General features: G+C 43.6%; 10 protein-coding genes. 2 read left to right on the forward strand and 8 right to left on the reverse strand.

Annotated elements, in window-relative coordinates:
- The 8 genes from LHL20_RS13435 to LHL20_RS13470 all read right to left on the reverse strand — a co-directional run.
- The coding region (locus LHL20_RS13435; protein WP_226433663.1) for a HipA N-terminal domain-containing protein at positions 1 to 429 on the reverse strand (429 nt) is incomplete at its 3' end.
- Positions 419 to 709 carry a helix-turn-helix domain-containing protein gene (locus LHL20_RS13440; RefSeq protein WP_226433664.1) on the reverse strand — a complete coding sequence of 97 codons (291 nt, stop codon included), beginning with the start codon at positions 707 to 709 and terminating at the stop codon, positions 419 to 421. The genes LHL20_RS13440 and LHL20_RS13435, both read right to left, overlap by 11 nt.
- 291 nt (positions 710 to 1000) lie before the next feature.
- The gene (locus LHL20_RS13445; RefSeq protein WP_226433665.1) at positions 1001 to 4129 is read right to left on the reverse strand and encodes a DUF3427 domain-containing protein; all 3129 of its coding nucleotides are present in this window, start codon (positions 4127 to 4129) and stop codon (positions 1001 to 1003) included.
- Between the two features lie 279 nt (positions 4130 to 4408).
- Positions 4409 to 5587 carry a topoisomerase IV gene (locus LHL20_RS13450; protein ID WP_226433666.1) on the reverse strand — a complete coding sequence of 393 codons (1179 nt, stop codon included), beginning with the start codon at positions 5585 to 5587 and terminating at the stop codon, positions 4409 to 4411.
- Between the two features lie 10 nt (positions 5588 to 5597).
- On the reverse strand, positions 5598 to 6011 hold the full coding sequence (locus tag LHL20_RS13455; RefSeq protein ID WP_226433667.1) for a phosphate ABC transporter substrate-binding protein: 414 nt from the start codon (positions 6009 to 6011) through the stop codon (positions 5598 to 5600).
- A gap of 184 nt (positions 6012 to 6195) precedes the next feature.
- Positions 6196 to 7743 carry a tryptophan halogenase family protein gene (locus LHL20_RS13460; RefSeq protein WP_226433668.1) on the reverse strand — a complete coding sequence of 516 codons (1548 nt, stop codon included), beginning with the start codon at positions 7741 to 7743 and terminating at the stop codon, positions 6196 to 6198.
- The gene (locus LHL20_RS13465) at positions 7727 to 9304 is read right to left on the reverse strand and encodes a tryptophan halogenase family protein (protein WP_226433669.1); all 1578 of its coding nucleotides are present in this window, start codon (positions 9302 to 9304) and stop codon (positions 7727 to 7729) included. The genes LHL20_RS13460 and LHL20_RS13465 overlap by 17 nt, the downstream gene beginning before the upstream one ends.
- A 111-nt stretch (positions 9305 to 9415) precedes the next feature.
- On the reverse strand, positions 9416 to 12340 hold the full coding sequence (locus LHL20_RS13470) for a TonB-dependent receptor (RefSeq protein ID WP_226433706.1): 2925 nt from the start codon (positions 12338 to 12340) through the stop codon (positions 9416 to 9418).
- A gap of 501 nt (positions 12341 to 12841) precedes the next feature.
- On the opposite strand from LHL20_RS13470, the gene LHL20_RS13475 reads away from it, so the two are divergent.
- Positions 12842 to 14182: a GH1 family beta-glucosidase gene (locus tag LHL20_RS13475; RefSeq protein ID WP_226433670.1), complete on the forward strand. Its 1341-nt coding sequence runs from the start codon at positions 12842 to 12844 to the stop codon at positions 14180 to 14182.
- A 20-nt stretch (positions 14183 to 14202) separates the two neighbouring features.
- The gene (locus LHL20_RS13480) at positions 14203 to 15777 is read left to right on the forward strand and encodes an MFS transporter (protein WP_226433671.1); all 1575 of its coding nucleotides are present in this window, start codon (positions 14203 to 14205) and stop codon (positions 15775 to 15777) included.
- Positions 15778 to 15808: the final 31 nt, after the last annotated feature.

A 15808-nucleotide genomic window follows, 5' to 3' on the forward strand; every position in this document is an offset into this window, starting at 1 on the left:
TGCTTCTAAGCCTAACGTCGCTAAATCAATATCCGCGTGCGTGGTGGCTGAAAACTCAGACACCGGAGAAAAAGACAATGCTCCCATGCCTTTATCACCCACAAAGGCCAGCCTATCCATCGCCGTTAATTGATTGGGTAGGATGCCCTTTTGCCTGAAAATACGATCTTGTAAAAACATACCCCAGCCATCGGGCAAACAATCACCAAATACGCCATGTACACCTTGATGCGGCGCTTTAGGTGCGGCTTGAACTTGTGTACTCGACTGGATAGTAAAAGGTGATAAATTGCCAAGCTGTTGCAAATAGCTGTCTGCATACTGGAAAAAAACGCCTTGCCGATTCTGCGCCAAGATACCTACAGCAACCTGCTCACCTGAACTTAACGTACGAGTTACAGTGAGTTTTTGAATGGGTTTAAAACTCATCTTTTAGCACCTCATCAATACTAGAGGGTATAGTGGCGCGCTCGTTGCTGGGTTGTGTGAGTTGATAGAGCCTATCCAATGAGTCGAGGGTCTGCCAAAGCAACAGCAATTGGCGAAATGAAATTTGCCCAGTCAACTCGAATTTCTTAATGGTGGCCGCAGGTACGCAGCTTCGCTCTGCCAACGCAGCGCGTGACAGCTTTGCTTGGTGGCGTAGCCCACGCAAATAAGCCGCATAGGCTTGGCTTACATCAGTGTCATCAAGTAAGGTAAGATTCATCTGCAACACTCAAATGGATACAACTATATCCATTATAGCCAAATAGAACATGAATTGGATATTATTGTAGCCATGTATGAACGAGAAATATAAATTACTCGATAATATAGGGCGTTCGTGGAGACATGTGTTAAAGAAAATATGAACTACAGTTTCAGAGGTAAAAAGCCTATGACGTTCTTTTCTCATTGTGATCCCACTCAATAAATCACATATAAAAATTAATTATTGGAATGTAATTAGCACAGCAGTGGGTACGAAGCTTGCTGATTGCGCAGTGCTATGTAACGACTAAGCCATTGCCAATTTAGCTGCCTGTTTCCACATAAATGCCGGCATGGAATTACGCAACTTCCAAGTAACGTTCATCGGTTGGCTGCCCGTATGTGATACATAGTCAATTTCACCGAAATTAACGAACCCCATAGTTCTGCCGAATTCGTCCTTAGATTGCTCCCGAACAAAGAGGAACAAACGTTTGCCTTTTTCTTTGTGGGTTACATATTCTAACCCTTTACCCCGATCGGGCCTTGCTGAGTTTTGGCTTTGCCAGTGAAAGAGATCTTCATTTATCGCATAATCGTGATACATAGTAGTTGGTGAAAACTGTTTATCATTTTTATTCAAGGTGACAAACAACAATTCGATATTTTGCTCTCTAATATTGAATACACCTTCTCTTGAATTTGGCTGCTTCTCAAATGTGGCTGCACCAAAACCGACTAGTATCTGCTCTCTTACATATCTAGCATGAAGTCTTATCGGGTGTTTGCCCATCATTGGCATTGTTTCTTGTTTATGATGTATACGGTCAATTAGCAAAGTGATTAAACTCGCTAGTTCCGATTTTAACCACCGATGCCCAAGTCGGTTTAAACTGTCGTTTATATCTTGGAAACCTAACTTTTCACCAGCTTGTTGCCAGAAATCATAATGCAACATAAGTTGGTGCCGATTTGAAGTTATCGAACCGTCAGTCGCGAAGCGTTTTAAGCTTTTCAGATACTCATGATCATCGCACGCTAACAACCTTGTCTTTATCATTCGAGCAAAGTTACGAACAAGGTCAGGATCAGCATCATTTAAAAAACCTGCCTCTAAACAAAGTTCAGTCCAGCTTAGTTTTTTATATAGGGCTTCTAAGTGAACTTGTGGGTAAACCTTGATGAAATTTGCCAAGTTCATTTCCAAGGTTGAGTCGCGAGAAAACGAATGTGCTAACCCTACTAATCGCTGTTTGCTCAACGTCGCATTTTGAATGTTGCGCAGCACTACCTCTTGAGTTTGTTTTGATAGTTCTATTCGACATCCTAACGGCGCGTGAGGAAAACCATTTTTTATTTCATCGCTAATCGCGCCATCGGTTTTTCCCACCAGCGCACGAAATTTAAGGGCAAAATCATAATCAGCATTGGCGTTCCCTACGAAATCCAACACAGTACAAACTTCTTTATCATCGGCTAAACGCAAGCCGCGTCCTAATTGCTGCAAAAAGATCGTCAAACTTTCTGTTGGTCGCAAAAACATCAGCGTATCTACTTCGGGTATATCCACACCCTCATTGAAAATATCTACAACGAATAAAATCTTTATTGCACCACTTCGAAGAGCTTGCTGCTTTTGACTCCGGTCTTGGCTATTGTCACTGATTAAATAGTCACATTTAATGCCTTTGAGCGTAAATTGATTCTGCATATATACGGCGTGTTCTTTACTCACGCAGAAAGCCAACGCGCGCATATTACTTATCGAAGTAATGAGCTCATTTAGGGTTTGGTATATTTTGTCTACTCGTTGCTGATTATGAGTATACAGGTTAGTAAGCTGTGCAATGTCGTAACGCCCCCGGCTCCAACTTATGTTGCGAAGGTCAGTGTCATCATCGACACCAAAATATTGAAACGGGCATAAATGGCGACGATTAATTGCTTCTGGCAAGCGTATTTCCGCTGCGATGACTCCGCAAAAATCATCAAGAATATTTGAGCCATCATGCCTTTCAGGTGTGGCAGTTAAACCAAGTAGAATCTGCGGGCCAAATCTGGCTAAAATGCTTCGATAAGAACTGGCAGCGACATGATGCACCTCATCTATAACGATATAGTCATAGTAGTCTGCGGATAAGTTTAGATCGGTGAGTTGGTTATTCAGTGTTTGCACTGACGCAAACAGTTGCTCATAACGCTCTGGTTTAAAATTGCCTACCCACAACTCACCAAAGCTAGCGCTTTTCAACACCCCTCTATAGGCCAACCTCGCTTGCTTTAATATCTCTTCTCGATGAGCAACAAATAAAAATTTGGCATTCGGCTTCTGTTTTAAAAAGCGGGCAAAATCAAATGCCGATATTAACGTTTTTCCAGTTCCCGTAGCCGCAACCACTAAGTTTTTGAACCGCTTATGTAAAGATCGCTCAACGTCAAGTTGTTCGAGGATCTCTTGTTGATGAGTAAATGGTTTGATCTCAAAATAATGCGCCGATGGCTCACTTATGCCGTCACCGATACGTGCTTGTTTTATTGCGGTGGATAGCTTCTCTTTCGCTTCTAATTCGCCGTCAAACAATTCAAATTCGGAAGAATTCCAATAGGTTTCGAACGTATTAATTGAGCGGTCAATAATATGCGGAATTTCTTGCGAGGTGATTTTTAGATTCCACTCTAAGCCATTGGTTAAAGCAGAGTGAGAGAGATTAGAGGAGCCAATATACCCTGTATTAAAACCAGTATTGCGTAAAAACAAATAGCTTTTTGCATGTAAACGCTCACGCTGAGTGTTATAACTAAGCTTAACTTCCGTATTTGGTAATGATGCCAAGAACTCAACAGCTTTAGCATCTGTTGCCCCCATGTATGATGTGGTTATCACCTTCAATTTACGACCACTTCGCGTAAACTCTTCAAGTTCTTTGCGAAATATTCGAATGCCAGCCCACTTGATGAATGACACTAACCAATAGATCGTGTCGGACGACAATATCTCACGTTTTAATTCGCTTTCTAACGACAGACCAGCGTTGCTGCCGCAAAACAACTCGCTTTGAGTAAGGCCTGTTAACGGAAAAATATCTTCAACGTACTTTTTAAGATCGGCGGCGACGGGATTTTCTATTTCATATAGAGCTGTGAGTATTTTGCCCTGACCTTCAAGCAAGTTTTCATCAAAAAACTCATCATCCCGCAGTTTATCTTTAAGCCATAGAATTAGTTGATTAGACAACTCAATTTGCCGCTGAAGTTGGTCATCTCCGGATGGTAGGCAATTAATAGCATATTCAATAATTCGGCTCAAAAAACGAGACAACCAGATTGCCGCCTCCGATTGCTCTAAAATACGCTCACCAATATAAAACTTATCGTGATTGAGACGTCCCGCAATTAAATTAGTGATAAGTAATTCGTATATGCCTGATTGGTTCATTTGGTACTATTTCTATTCCCTTAGTGGTTCAAACCATACACGTTAATGTAAAAGTATTAAACAATCGGCTAGACCTTGTATCCCTTCTCTCTAAATTGCTCAGAGACTAGCACCAATAATATTGCAGAGATATAAAATGCGAATTCATCTTGAGTTAGTTGTTACCTGGTTGGCTTAATGAGCTATCGGAGCACTCTGAACATTGTGCTTAGTTGAGATCCAGAATATTAGACAACAATTAAGGCGCCATCTCTATGAAACGGCACCCTAGCTTTCATCTTAAAACACGAAGTTAACCGCCACTCTTGCCAGTGTCGCGTCTAAGCTGCTATCCACGTCATCTGAACGTCTTGATACGTCAGCCTTAATTGCCATTCCCGCAGTAATGTCATAACGAAGCGATGCGGTAACAACGGAGTATTCCGACAATTGAGATTGCTGACTGCCAATGGCAAGTGCCGTCAACGCACCGGCCACATCGGCAGGTAAGCCAGAAGCTGCGATAGCGGCAATACTGTCACTATATTTAACGTCTCCAGAGGATTCGAAGTTTTCATAAGTGAGTGCAGGCGTCCATTTACCAATGCGCGCGCCCACGGTGACATAATATGCTTCGTCATCGTTGGCGAAGGTATTATCTACAGATATTTCTGTGTATTCAGCACCAATGAAATAATCGAAATTATCGTACATTAGGCTGAAGCCGATAAATTCACCGGTATCCTCTTCAATCCGCAGCGAGTCTGCCAAATCAACAAACCCTAGTGCCTCTAAACTATCAAAACCGTTACCCAGTGCCTGCGCTGTTTCATTCGCAGACTTGGTAAGGTCTATTGTATTAGTTGTTCGGCCAAAAACACTGCGTAGTGTTAGCGTCTCGCTACTCACTTGTGCTGACACCAAAACGGTATTGTCACCAACATTGTCCGCCCCAAGGGTTGTGCCTTTAAATTGCCCAAAAGCGACATCGAACATGTAGTCCCAGCCGCCTGTATAACCCGTCTTCGACAGCTTCACGCCGTCAAGGTTGTTAAATGGCACGTCATACACAACACCGGGTGCAGTAATCCAGTGATATGTATATCCAACGTCCAACGACGAAGAATAAGTAAACAGCGGTAATCGAGAGCGTCCCGCCACTAAGGTTAGCGATGGTGTAATTTTATAGCTTAGATAAGCCCATTCAAAATCAACGTCATAATCTTCGCTACCTCGCCCTAGTACCTGAGCGGTAGCAGACAATTTTTCAGAAATATCTGACGATACCTGCAAAGCAAACAAACTTTCGTTGCTAAAATCAGGATCATCGTCATAACCCAAAAAAGTATCATCCGATGAAGTGGCACCAACAACCACGTTTCCAAACCCATTAATTCTTACTTTGTCTGCGGCAATTGACGATAAAGATAATGATGAAGCAGTTAACAGTACTGCTAAGCGTAATAAATTAGATTTCATGGTGTCGCTCCTATTTTGTAAACACTACTTTTACGCCGTCTGAAACTTGCGCAGCATCAACGTATCCAATTGCGTTTTTGTTATTCGCGACTAAATCTAGAACGCTAGCATCATTGCCAACTTCTTTCGGAGGCGTTCCTTTGCCAGTAAAAATTTGTTTCGACCAATAACTTTTCACTTGTGCCGTGCTTCGTCCCAGCACACTGCTGTTAAAGTTATCCAGGGAGCTGCCCGAGCCAATATTTATCGGCAACGCTTCACTACCGTCGGGGAATTGATTGTTTTTTCCTAAATACAGACGTTCTACCACGCCCGGATCTATAGCGGAAGAGTTGGAAGGATGAACAATGACGGCAATTTCAGCCGCAGCAGATAAACTCATGGCGCTTGCAACCAACAACCAAGCAAGTGATTTTTTAGGCATTATGTGCTCTCTCAAAAAGATAGTGTGTATTGTCCTTGTGAGCTTTAATTCTTGTAAGAACAAACAGTGACAATCCCTGTCTCGCTTTTTGAGTGTTGTCGTAGTTTTTAAATTCGTCCAGTTTATACGCTGATTTTTTTGTTTTTTCGTTAACGAGAAGCAAAGTAACGTTGACGACGTAGCCTTATTTTAAATAGTGCTCAAGAAACTGCGCATGGGAAGGTAAAGACGCTACCTGCTGCATGACCTGCTGCTTTAACCCTGTCATAAATTGCTTTAATGCCGCCTCACTCATTTCATCTGCAACACGATGATATTGCTTGGGTAGCATGCCTTGCCCCATTAATACTTGAGTCCAAGAATCAACGCGGAATATGTCACCATCGTCAAGAAACACGCGGCCAGTTTGTTCAAACAAACGTAATTTATGCGTAAGCGACTGGGGAATATCCATGCGCTGGCATTGTTGCCAAAACGGACTATCGTGTCGGTTCGTTACCTTATAATGCATGACGATAAAATCGAGGATGGCGTCCATCTCGCTGGTAAATTTAGCGTTGTACTCATCAATTGCACTTTGCGTAACACCGTCAAATGGGAATAACCGCATCAATCTCACAAGTCCCGTCATAATTAGGTGAATACTTGTAGATTCTAACGGCTCGATAAAGCCACTTGCTAACCCCAAAGCCACACAGTTTTTGTTCCAACCTTTGCGCCGCTTGCCAGGGGTAAATCGAATAACACGAGGGCTGTTAATAGGGTCACCCGACACCTGCGCTTTTAGTGTTGCTATCGCTTTTTCATCACTCATAAAGCGACTGCAATACACAAGACCATTTCCCATTCTCTCTTGTAACGGTATCTGCCACTGCCAACCCGCTTCATGAGCGATGCTTTTGGTATAAGGCAATGGGGGCTGGGTAAGCGACGTTTGCATGGCTACTGCACTATCGCAGAGTAAGAAGTGACGCCAGTCATCATAGCCTGTGTGCAAGGTTTCTTCGATAAGTAACCCCTTAAAGCCTGTACAATCAATAAAGAAGTCACCTTTTATTTCACTATTGTCAGCAAGATTCAGTGACGTGATATTACCTGACGTTGGGCATTGCTGTACTCGATTGATATCACCTTCGATATGCGTCACGCCCGCATCAATGGCAAGTTGTTTCAAGAATCGTCCATAGGCCACCGCATCGAAGTGATAAGCGAAATTAAGCGGGGCAGTATCGGAAGAAGCAAACTTGCCTTGTTTCGCTGCTAACAATTCAGGGCAGTAGTCTCCGAACTCACCAGCAAAACCATAGTCTTTCGCTCGTAACCAAAAATGATGAAATTCACCCGCCCAGCACTCTCTGCCGGTAATGCCGAATGAGTGAATATAGCTATGAGATTTTTCGCGCCAGTTTTGAAATTCAATACCCAGTTTAAAGGTGGCTTGCGTCGCACGCATAAAAGCCTTTTCATCAATACCGAGAAGCTTGTGAAAGGTGCGGATAGGGGGAATAGTTGCCTCTCCCACACCTACAATGCCAATATCTTTTGATTCAACCAATGTTACTGATATCGATTTCCCTAATAACCGCGACAGGGCAGTAGCCGCCATCCATCCCGCGGTGCCACCACCTGCAATTACTACTTGTTTTACAGGTGACTGGATAGCTGAGGAGTCTGGCACAGAATCAAAATGCGCTTGCCCTTGTGTGGTGCTTTCACTATCTAATGGCGGCATGTGCGTGTTCCTCTGAATACTGCGCACTAAGCTGGGTTAGGAGCGCTCGGTTAGTGGGTAGACCTGCTAAATAAGCCTGTTGAGTTTGCTTTAGCTTATTTCGTAATGCTTGTGCTTTACGAGCGGTTTCTGCTGTCATTGCAGTAGCCGGCATTGCCGTGTTAAATCCCATGCCATACAAAACATATTGATAGCTTGCCGAGGGGAAGATTTCTTCATTTTCAATTAAATCTAAGCGAGAAGGGCTTTGGTAACGCCAAATCTCTAATAACTCTTCAAGCGAATCAGGAAAACTAAACGGCTCGCGTTGTGCCAACCAATAGGGCTCTGTGCGATCGCTAAGGACATAGTGCAGTTTTAGAAAATCAATAACGCGCTGCCAGCGGTACGTAAAACGCGAATTGTAACGCTTTGCGACAAGTTCCATATGTCTACGGTTTTGTGGAAACGCATCGCATAACATGCGCAAACCTAGCTCGACCATAGCGATGGCAGATGCCTCAAGTGGCTCAACGAATCCGGACGACATGCCCAAACTTAAACAGTTTTTAATCCAAAATTGCTGTCGATAGCCGGGTGAAAAACGCAGCGTTCTAACATCGCTTTTGTGAATATTCTTTGGGTAGCGCAGGCTTACCTGATTGAGCAAGGTATCGATAGCAGCCTCTTCGCTAGTTAATGTATCAGCATATACCAGCCCTATGCCGCGCCTGTGCTGAAGGCCAATATCCCATGTCCACCCATTAGATTGCGCTGTTGCGATTGTGGTGCTGCTAATAGCGTTATCGTTTTCTGCATAAGGTACTTGTACTGCCACCGCTCTGTTGTTGATAAGCATGTGCTCTACACTTTGCCACGGTACTTTGTAGTGCTTATCAATAAGCACTCCCTGCTGGCCAGAACAGTCAATAAACAGATCGCCGTTAATGCTATTCCCATCACCTGTCGTAACAAATTGAATAAACCCATTATCGCAAGTATTTACCTGTGCAATATGCGCTTGCTGATAGTGCACATTCAGCTTTTCAATACAGTGCTTTTTAAGCAACAACGCCAATGCTGAAGCATCAAAATGATAGCCATAATTCAGCACATGGGCATATTCGGGGGTACTTAACTGCTTGGGCGCTCGTCCGGCGTGGCATAGCGCAGCTTGCAAAGAAAAAGCATCTTGATATTCATCATCTTTTGCAAAGGTTTGCCAGCACGCGTGAATATCAAGTTCATTGTAACCATTTGGAACGGTAAAAGGGTGGTAGTAAATATGCGGTTTGTCAGTAGCGTTTCGCCAGTTTACAAAGGACGAACCTTGTTTGAACGATGCAGAGCACGTCGTTAAAAAATCACTTTCGCTGATACCAATATCGATAAGGGTGTCTCGCAATGATGGCCATGAGCCTTCACCTACACCTATTGTTGGTATATTAGGTGATTCAATTAACGTTACGTTAATTGAAGAATGAAGCTTTGACGCTAAAACGCCTGCAGCTAACCATCCAGCCGTTCCACCACCAACGATGACGACGTTTTTCACCTCTTGGGTTACATCATCTTGCGCCATAACAATTACATCGTAAATAAAACTAAAATTACACTATCAAAGTTTACCTAGGGTAAAAAGCCCCGCTAACACGCAACCCAATACATGCTAGCGGGTAACACACCCCACAGTTTAAAACTTGTAGCGTACTCCAAGGGCATATCGAGCACCTAGCTCGTCGATTTGCCATAGCATTGCGCTTGTTCTTCCATGCCTGCGAATGTTCTCTTCAGTGACATTAATACCTTCAAGCGATACAGTAAGGTCTTCATTCACGTCATAAGACACACTAAAGTCTATTTGTGAATAAGACTCGGTGTAACCCGGCTCGTTAATATACTGAGAGGTAGTATCCAAGAATTTATCTCGCCAGTTGTACGCAACACGTGCTTGCAGCGCGTCTTTTTCGTACATGAAGATTAAGTTAGCCGTATCGCTTAGCCCAACAAGAGCAAACTGAGTGATTGATGGGTTTGCATCATTATCAAAGCCGATATCCCCCGTTACCGTGGTGTAGTTTGCAAGTACACCGAATCCGCTGTCACCAAAGAAGTGCTGTGCCGCAAGTTCGAAACCGTAGATATTCGCCGCTTTGTTATTAACAGGCTTTGAATTGATAAAGGTAATCAGTGGATCATCACTATTCGGTAACACATCAAACTGTTGTTCGAATTGTTCATCGGTAAGCGAGTTGTAATCGATGCCGTTCTCAATAGCCGCAACCATGTTAAATAGCGACGTATCATTCACTGGGATCCCACGCGCCTCTAGCTCAGCGCGAGCTTGTTGTGCTCTAGGACCAGCAGTGACATCGCGAAGACCAAATACGCTCTCTTCTACTTGCTCGTTACCGATAAAGTTTTTAACCCGCTTATCATAGAAGCCTACTGACACATAGCTCGTTTCGTCGAAATAGTATTCTAGTGATAAGTCTACGTTATCAGATTCAAGTGGTATCAGTGACGGGTTACCCGAACTAGCCGTTGCAGTAATACTATCGCTTAGTAGCGTAGGTCCACTTTGTGGCGATACTGATGCAGCAGCGCTTAAGTTATTGTAGGTCGGTCGGGCAATAGTTTTGCTATACGAGAAGCGGGCAATAACGTTTTCCACCACTTCAATATCAAAGTCGAGTGCTGGCAACACGTGATCGTAACTGGCTTCTACAGCCACATCTTCCATATCGCTACCAAAACGCACGTTAAAGTCATTATTACCTTCCCACGCAATGCCGCTTGGTAAGCTAATGTTGGCAATAGAGGTCACGTCGGTATTCTCATATCGAACGCCAGTGAGTAGGTTATACTCCATGCCATTGAGCTCACCGGATAAATCGAGTTCGAAGTACACCGCAGTAATATCTTCTTCAATGGTCCGGTTTGTTGCAAATGGGTTGTTGGCTAAAAAGTCAAAGCCGTACTCTTGCGCGGCGAACGCGCCAATCTGAGCAACGCTACCTGTAAAGCCCTGAGAAAACATACCGTCAGTATTGAAGTCACTAAATTCACTGGCAAGGTCAAGTGGCGTTAGAGAGCCTGCAGGCAACTCGCCTGGGTTTTCAATACCCCAGTTACCCATAGTATGACGCGTAAGTGATTGTAATGACGTACTTTCCATAGAGCGAGATTCAATACCAAAATTGATGCTGCCCGTATCCATTGCATAGCTACCGTCAATTCGCGCTTGTGTTATTTCGGTATCTTGAGATGAGAAATTCATATCAAGAATAGAGGTACCTACATCATCTTGATCAAGAGCGCCGTTACCATTTAGGTTGTCGCGTGCTACATCATCAAAATCAACGAACATAATGGGGAATTCACCCGTAAAGTCTACACCTTGACCTCTTACTACGTTGGCACCTAGCCCCAAGTTAGTCCAAGTACCGTAAGGCGCGTCTGGACGACCCTCTGCCGTTGAGTTGTGCACATCAAAGACAAGTGTTAAATCATCATTAACAAAGTATTCGATGTTCAAACCGATAGACTTATTCTCATTCACTTGATTTAGTTCTTGAAGGGCTAAGCCTAAGTCGCGCGGAAGTAAATCGCGGCGCTCCTGCGAGATCATCACAGGTGTTTTTACTGTCTCATCATCAAAAGTCAGCTCTGCAAAGTAGCGATCATCCATCCAAATAGACTGTTCAGCTCGCGCCTCATATAAGTCTTGGCGTGAGTACGTATAATCTAGAGTTGCAGTCACTTTTTCTGATGGAGCGTACTGGAAAGTAAGTTGTGCGTTGGTTCTTTCACGCTCTCTATCAGCCATGTAATAACGAAGGTCTGAGGGAATAGCAAAAAGCTGCCCTAATGCCGGAGCGTTGTTTAGAACCACTGGGTCGCCACTTGCTGGATTAGCAGGGTCTGGTGATTGTGGCACAGTGCCATCGAATTCATTAACGCGCCATTGGTTTACGAAAGCACCTTGTGCAGCACTATCACGCTGTTGGAAAGAACCGGTGAAAGTGAAACCAAAATTTCGATCGTCATTTAAGTAGTTAATAAAGCCTGACATTTCAGGCGTTACATCATCGCCTACACGATTAGTAGTATCATGCAGTGCTTTGGCACCTACACTGGCAGTTAAACCTGATTCAGCTGCGCTAAAAGGACGCGCCGTTTTAATATTAACCGTCGCACCAATACCACCAGTTGCAATACTTGCTCGGCCAGTTTTATACACTTCTACTGCTCTGATGCTCTCTGACGCAAGATCTGAAAACTCAAACGCTCGAGAATTGGGAGTGCCACCACCGCCAGGCAATGCAGAACCTGGCATTGTCCTGCCATTTAATGTGACCATATTGAAATCTGGTCCAAAGCCACGTGCTGTTACTTGGCTACCTTCACCATTATTACGGTTAATTGAAATACCTGTAATACGTTGGAGTGATTCCGCTAAGTTGGTGTCTGGGAATTTACCAATATCTTCAGCAGATATGGCATCTACGACCCCTGCAGAGTCACGCTTAATTCCCATTGACTCTTGGACACTACCTCTAATTCCCGATACTTGGATAACTTCAATATTATCGTTGTCCGACGTTTCTTGTGCCATAAGCGGCGCTGTTAATCCTGTCCCAAGGATAAGGGACAAACTCGCTGCGACTTTGGTTTTATGCGGTGTTATTAGTTTCACAGTCAATCTCTCTTTCAGTGTGCTTTTGTTTGTTGCTGATCCCTAGCGCTCCGAGAAAGGGCTTTCTCAAAGAGAAACAACGAAGCCCGGACAAAAGAAAGCGCTTTCTCAAAGGTAATCCAACACCCTCGCCAGATCAACACATTTTTTACATTTAGTTCACAGAAGTCAGAATAAAAACAGGCAGAATCAAAACTAAATCAATTATATCAACAAATTAAGTTAATAATACTCATAAAACTAAAGTAGAAGAAATCCACAAATATTATTGGCTAATTAACAAATAAATTAAAAACATTTGAGAAAGCGCTTTCTCATTAAGTGTTTCATGTGCTATAAATTCGGCAGGTTACCGTTGAAGAGCAGTTCTCCTTCATTGGCTTAGATGGAAAAAGAAGAACAGAAACTAGGGTTTAACAAATGAACAGCATCACGCTTCCCGCTAACAGTCCGCTTTTAAGTAAAGATTTTATATTCGGATCAGCAACCTCGAGTTTCCAAATAGAGGGCGATATTGAAAATCGTTTGGAATGTATCTGGGACACATTTTGTGAGCGCCCCGGAGCAATAGCTGATAGTTCAAATGGTGCCATTGCCTGCGATCATATAAATCGCTGGGAAGAAGACCTCGACATACTAGTCGACTTGGGCGTGGACGCGTACCGGTTGTCAATCTCGTGGCCCAGAGTCATTGACGAGGAAGGCGAATTAATTGAAAAGGGTGTGAAGTTCTACTCGACACTTATTGATGCGTTAAACGCGAAGGGAATAAAACCCTTTGTCACACTATATCATTGGGATCTTCCTCAATATTTGGAGGATAAGGGCGGGTGGTTGTTCAGACAAACAGCGTATGCGTTTGAAAACTACGTCGATAAGATTACCACTGTACTGGGCACAAGGGTGTATTCATACGCCACTTTCAATGAACCTTTTTGTAGCGCCTATCTAGGGTATGAAATAGGCGTACATGCACCGGGAAGAGTAGGCCGCGCAAATGGACGCACAGCTGCACACCACATTTTGCTTGCACACGGCTTAGGAATGAAAGTACTGCGCCGCAATGTACCTAATTGCAAAGCCGGTATTGTACTAAATTTTACACCTTGTTATCCAAATACCGATAGCGATGCGGATAAGCACGCGACCCGTGTCGCCGATGAATACATTAATCAATGGTACATGCAGCCTGTAATGGAAGGAGCTTATCCTGATGTTCTTCACTTACTCCCTATACAAGATAGACCACCCATTGAAGAAGGCGACATGGCGCTTATTTGTCAGCCCATCGACTTTATTGGTATTAATTTCTACACGCGTTTGCATTATTCCGCCCCAAAAGACAAAGACACATTATTTTTTGAGCATAGTCACCGGGGGCCTTTAACGGACATTGGTTGGGAAATATATCCTCAAGCGCTTCATGATTTATTGACATCGCTTCACAAGAGATATGTGTTGCCGCCTGTTTTTATCACCGAAAATGGTGCTGCAATGAAGGATGTGATAGAACAAGGTGTTGTGAATGACACCGACCGAATTTCCTATTACCACCATCATCTAAACATGGTCGATAAAGCCATGAAAGAAGGTGTTGAAGTAAGTGGTTACTTTGCATGGAGCCTTTTAGATAACTTCGAATGGGCAGAAGGTTATGAAAAGCGATTCGGCCTAGTACATGTCGACTTTAACACGCAAAAGCGTACCTTGAAGCAAAGTGCGCTGGCCTACAAAAAGCTTATTGCAAGCCGAAACAAATAAATGGGCAGTGGAGACATCACATGGAATACAAACTGACTCTAAAAGAAAAATTAGGCTATGGCGCAGGCGATGCCGCTGCTAACTTAGTTTGGCGAGGTGCGCTCGCCTACCTAGCTGTATTTTACACAGATACTTTTGGTATTACTGCAGCGGCGGCTGCGATGTTATTTCTTGTGGTAAGACTGTCTGATGGTGTGACTGATATCATCATGGGCATGATAGCTGACAGAACCAATACGAAAATGGGAAAATTCAGGCCGTGGATCTTAGGTTCAACCCCATTTTTAGGGCTTTTCATGGTGCTCTGTTTTACAACGCCAGACTTTTCCTATGAAGGAAAGCTCATCTACGCCTATCTGACGTATATCGGGCTTACCTTGGCCTATACCGTAAACAATGTGCCTTACTCTGCATTAATGGGCGTTATGACAAGCGATGATAGTGAGCGCACGAGTTTGTCTGGCTATCGGTTTGCTGGTGCTTTTCTAGGTGGATTACTTGTAATGGGTTGCTTACCCATGTTGGTAGAGTGGCTAGGGCAAGGACAAAACGCACTAGGGTATCAATACACAATGTGGCTATTTGCTCTATTACTTATGCTTCTAATGACGGTTACCGTCGTAACCACCAAAGAGCGCGTAACATTGCAATCTTCGCAATCTTCTCTCACTGCCGACTCAAATAGGCACACCAACACGTTAGCACAAGAGCTCAAAGACTTAATAAAACAACTCCCGCTGATACTCATACCTCTTGGTGCCATTACCGCATTCTTCTATTTTAGAAATTTAATTACTGGTGGTATTTTCATATTAGCCATGCTGGTTAGCGTATTAGTCGTTAGGCAACTACTCAATAACAAGTCAACAAGACGTAGTCGAACACAACAAGACATTATTGATTTGTTATCAAATAAACCCTGGCTCATCCTTTTAGGTATGGGGTTTCTGACTATGATGTTTAACGGTATTAAGTATGGTGTTATTGCCTACTATTTTAAGTACTACATGAACAGCGAGCTCTTAACGGGATACTTCTTTATCGGCTTACTAGTCGTGTCTATTTTAGGTGCGCTGGCTACACCAAAGCTTGCCAGCCTTTTCGGTCGAAAACGCTTATTTATTCTCTCACTCGTTGTGAGTAGTTTGCTTACCTGTGCTATCTATTTTGTTCCTCAAGGAAGCGTTATTGGCATATTTACTTTGGGCTGTAGTGCAGAGTTCTTTGCTGCGATTTTACCCACACTTTTCTTTTCAATGCTTGGAGATTCAGCAGATTACAGCGAATACCGTACAGGTAGAAGGGCGACAGGTCTTGTTTATTCGGCAGGGTCGTTTGTACAAAAGACTGGTGGCGGTTTTGCAGGGGCACTTGTTTTGCTGGTTTTAGGAAGCTATGGCTACAATGGCTTAGATGCCTCAACAATCGAACAGACGCTACCAGGCATGCAAGCACTGATGAGCTGGATACCTGCTTGTTTTGGTTTTGCAGGTGCGCTTCTTATAGGGTTTTACCCGTTAGATGACAAGAAACAGCAGGAAGTTACCGTTGCGTTACGCACTCGACGTAGCGAACAAGCGCCAATAGCGGCATAATGCAGTTAAGCATTATCAAAATAATTAAAAC

Source organism: Alteromonas sp. McT4-15, from assembly GCF_020515205.1.
Lineage (GTDB): Bacteria > Pseudomonadota > Gammaproteobacteria > Enterobacterales > Alteromonadaceae > Alteromonas.

Excerpts from the sequence above, each read along its gene's own strand:
- LHL20_RS13455 (WP_226433667.1), bottom strand. The coding sequence starts at position 6,011 with ATGCCTAAAAAATCACTTGCTTGGTTGTTGGTTGCAAGCGCCATGAGT.
- LHL20_RS13465 (WP_226433669.1), bottom strand. The coding sequence starts at position 9,304 with ATGGCGCAAGATGATGTAACCCAAGAGGTGAAAAACGTCGTCATCGTT.
- LHL20_RS13460 (WP_226433668.1), bottom strand. The coding sequence starts at position 7,743 with ATGCCGCCATTAGATAGTGAAAGCACCACACAAGGGCAAGCGCATTTT.
- LHL20_RS13440 (WP_226433664.1), bottom strand. The coding sequence starts at position 709 with ATGAATCTTACCTTACTTGATGACACTGATGTAAGCCAAGCCTATGCG.
- LHL20_RS13470 (WP_226433706.1), bottom strand. The coding sequence starts at position 12,340 with ATGGCACAAGAAACGTCGGACAACGATAATATTGAAGTTATCCAAGTA.
- LHL20_RS13450 (WP_226433666.1), bottom strand. The coding sequence starts at position 5,587 with ATGAAATCTAATTTATTACGCTTAGCAGTACTGTTAACTGCTTCATCA.
- LHL20_RS13475 (WP_226433670.1), top strand. The coding sequence starts at position 12,842 with ATGAACAGCATCACGCTTCCCGCTAACAGTCCGCTTTTAAGTAAAGAT.
- LHL20_RS13480 (WP_226433671.1), top strand. The coding sequence starts at position 14,203 with ATGGAATACAAACTGACTCTAAAAGAAAAATTAGGCTATGGCGCAGGC.
- LHL20_RS13445 (WP_226433665.1), bottom strand. The coding sequence starts at position 4,129 with ATGAACCAATCAGGCATATACGAATTACTTATCACTAATTTAATTGCG.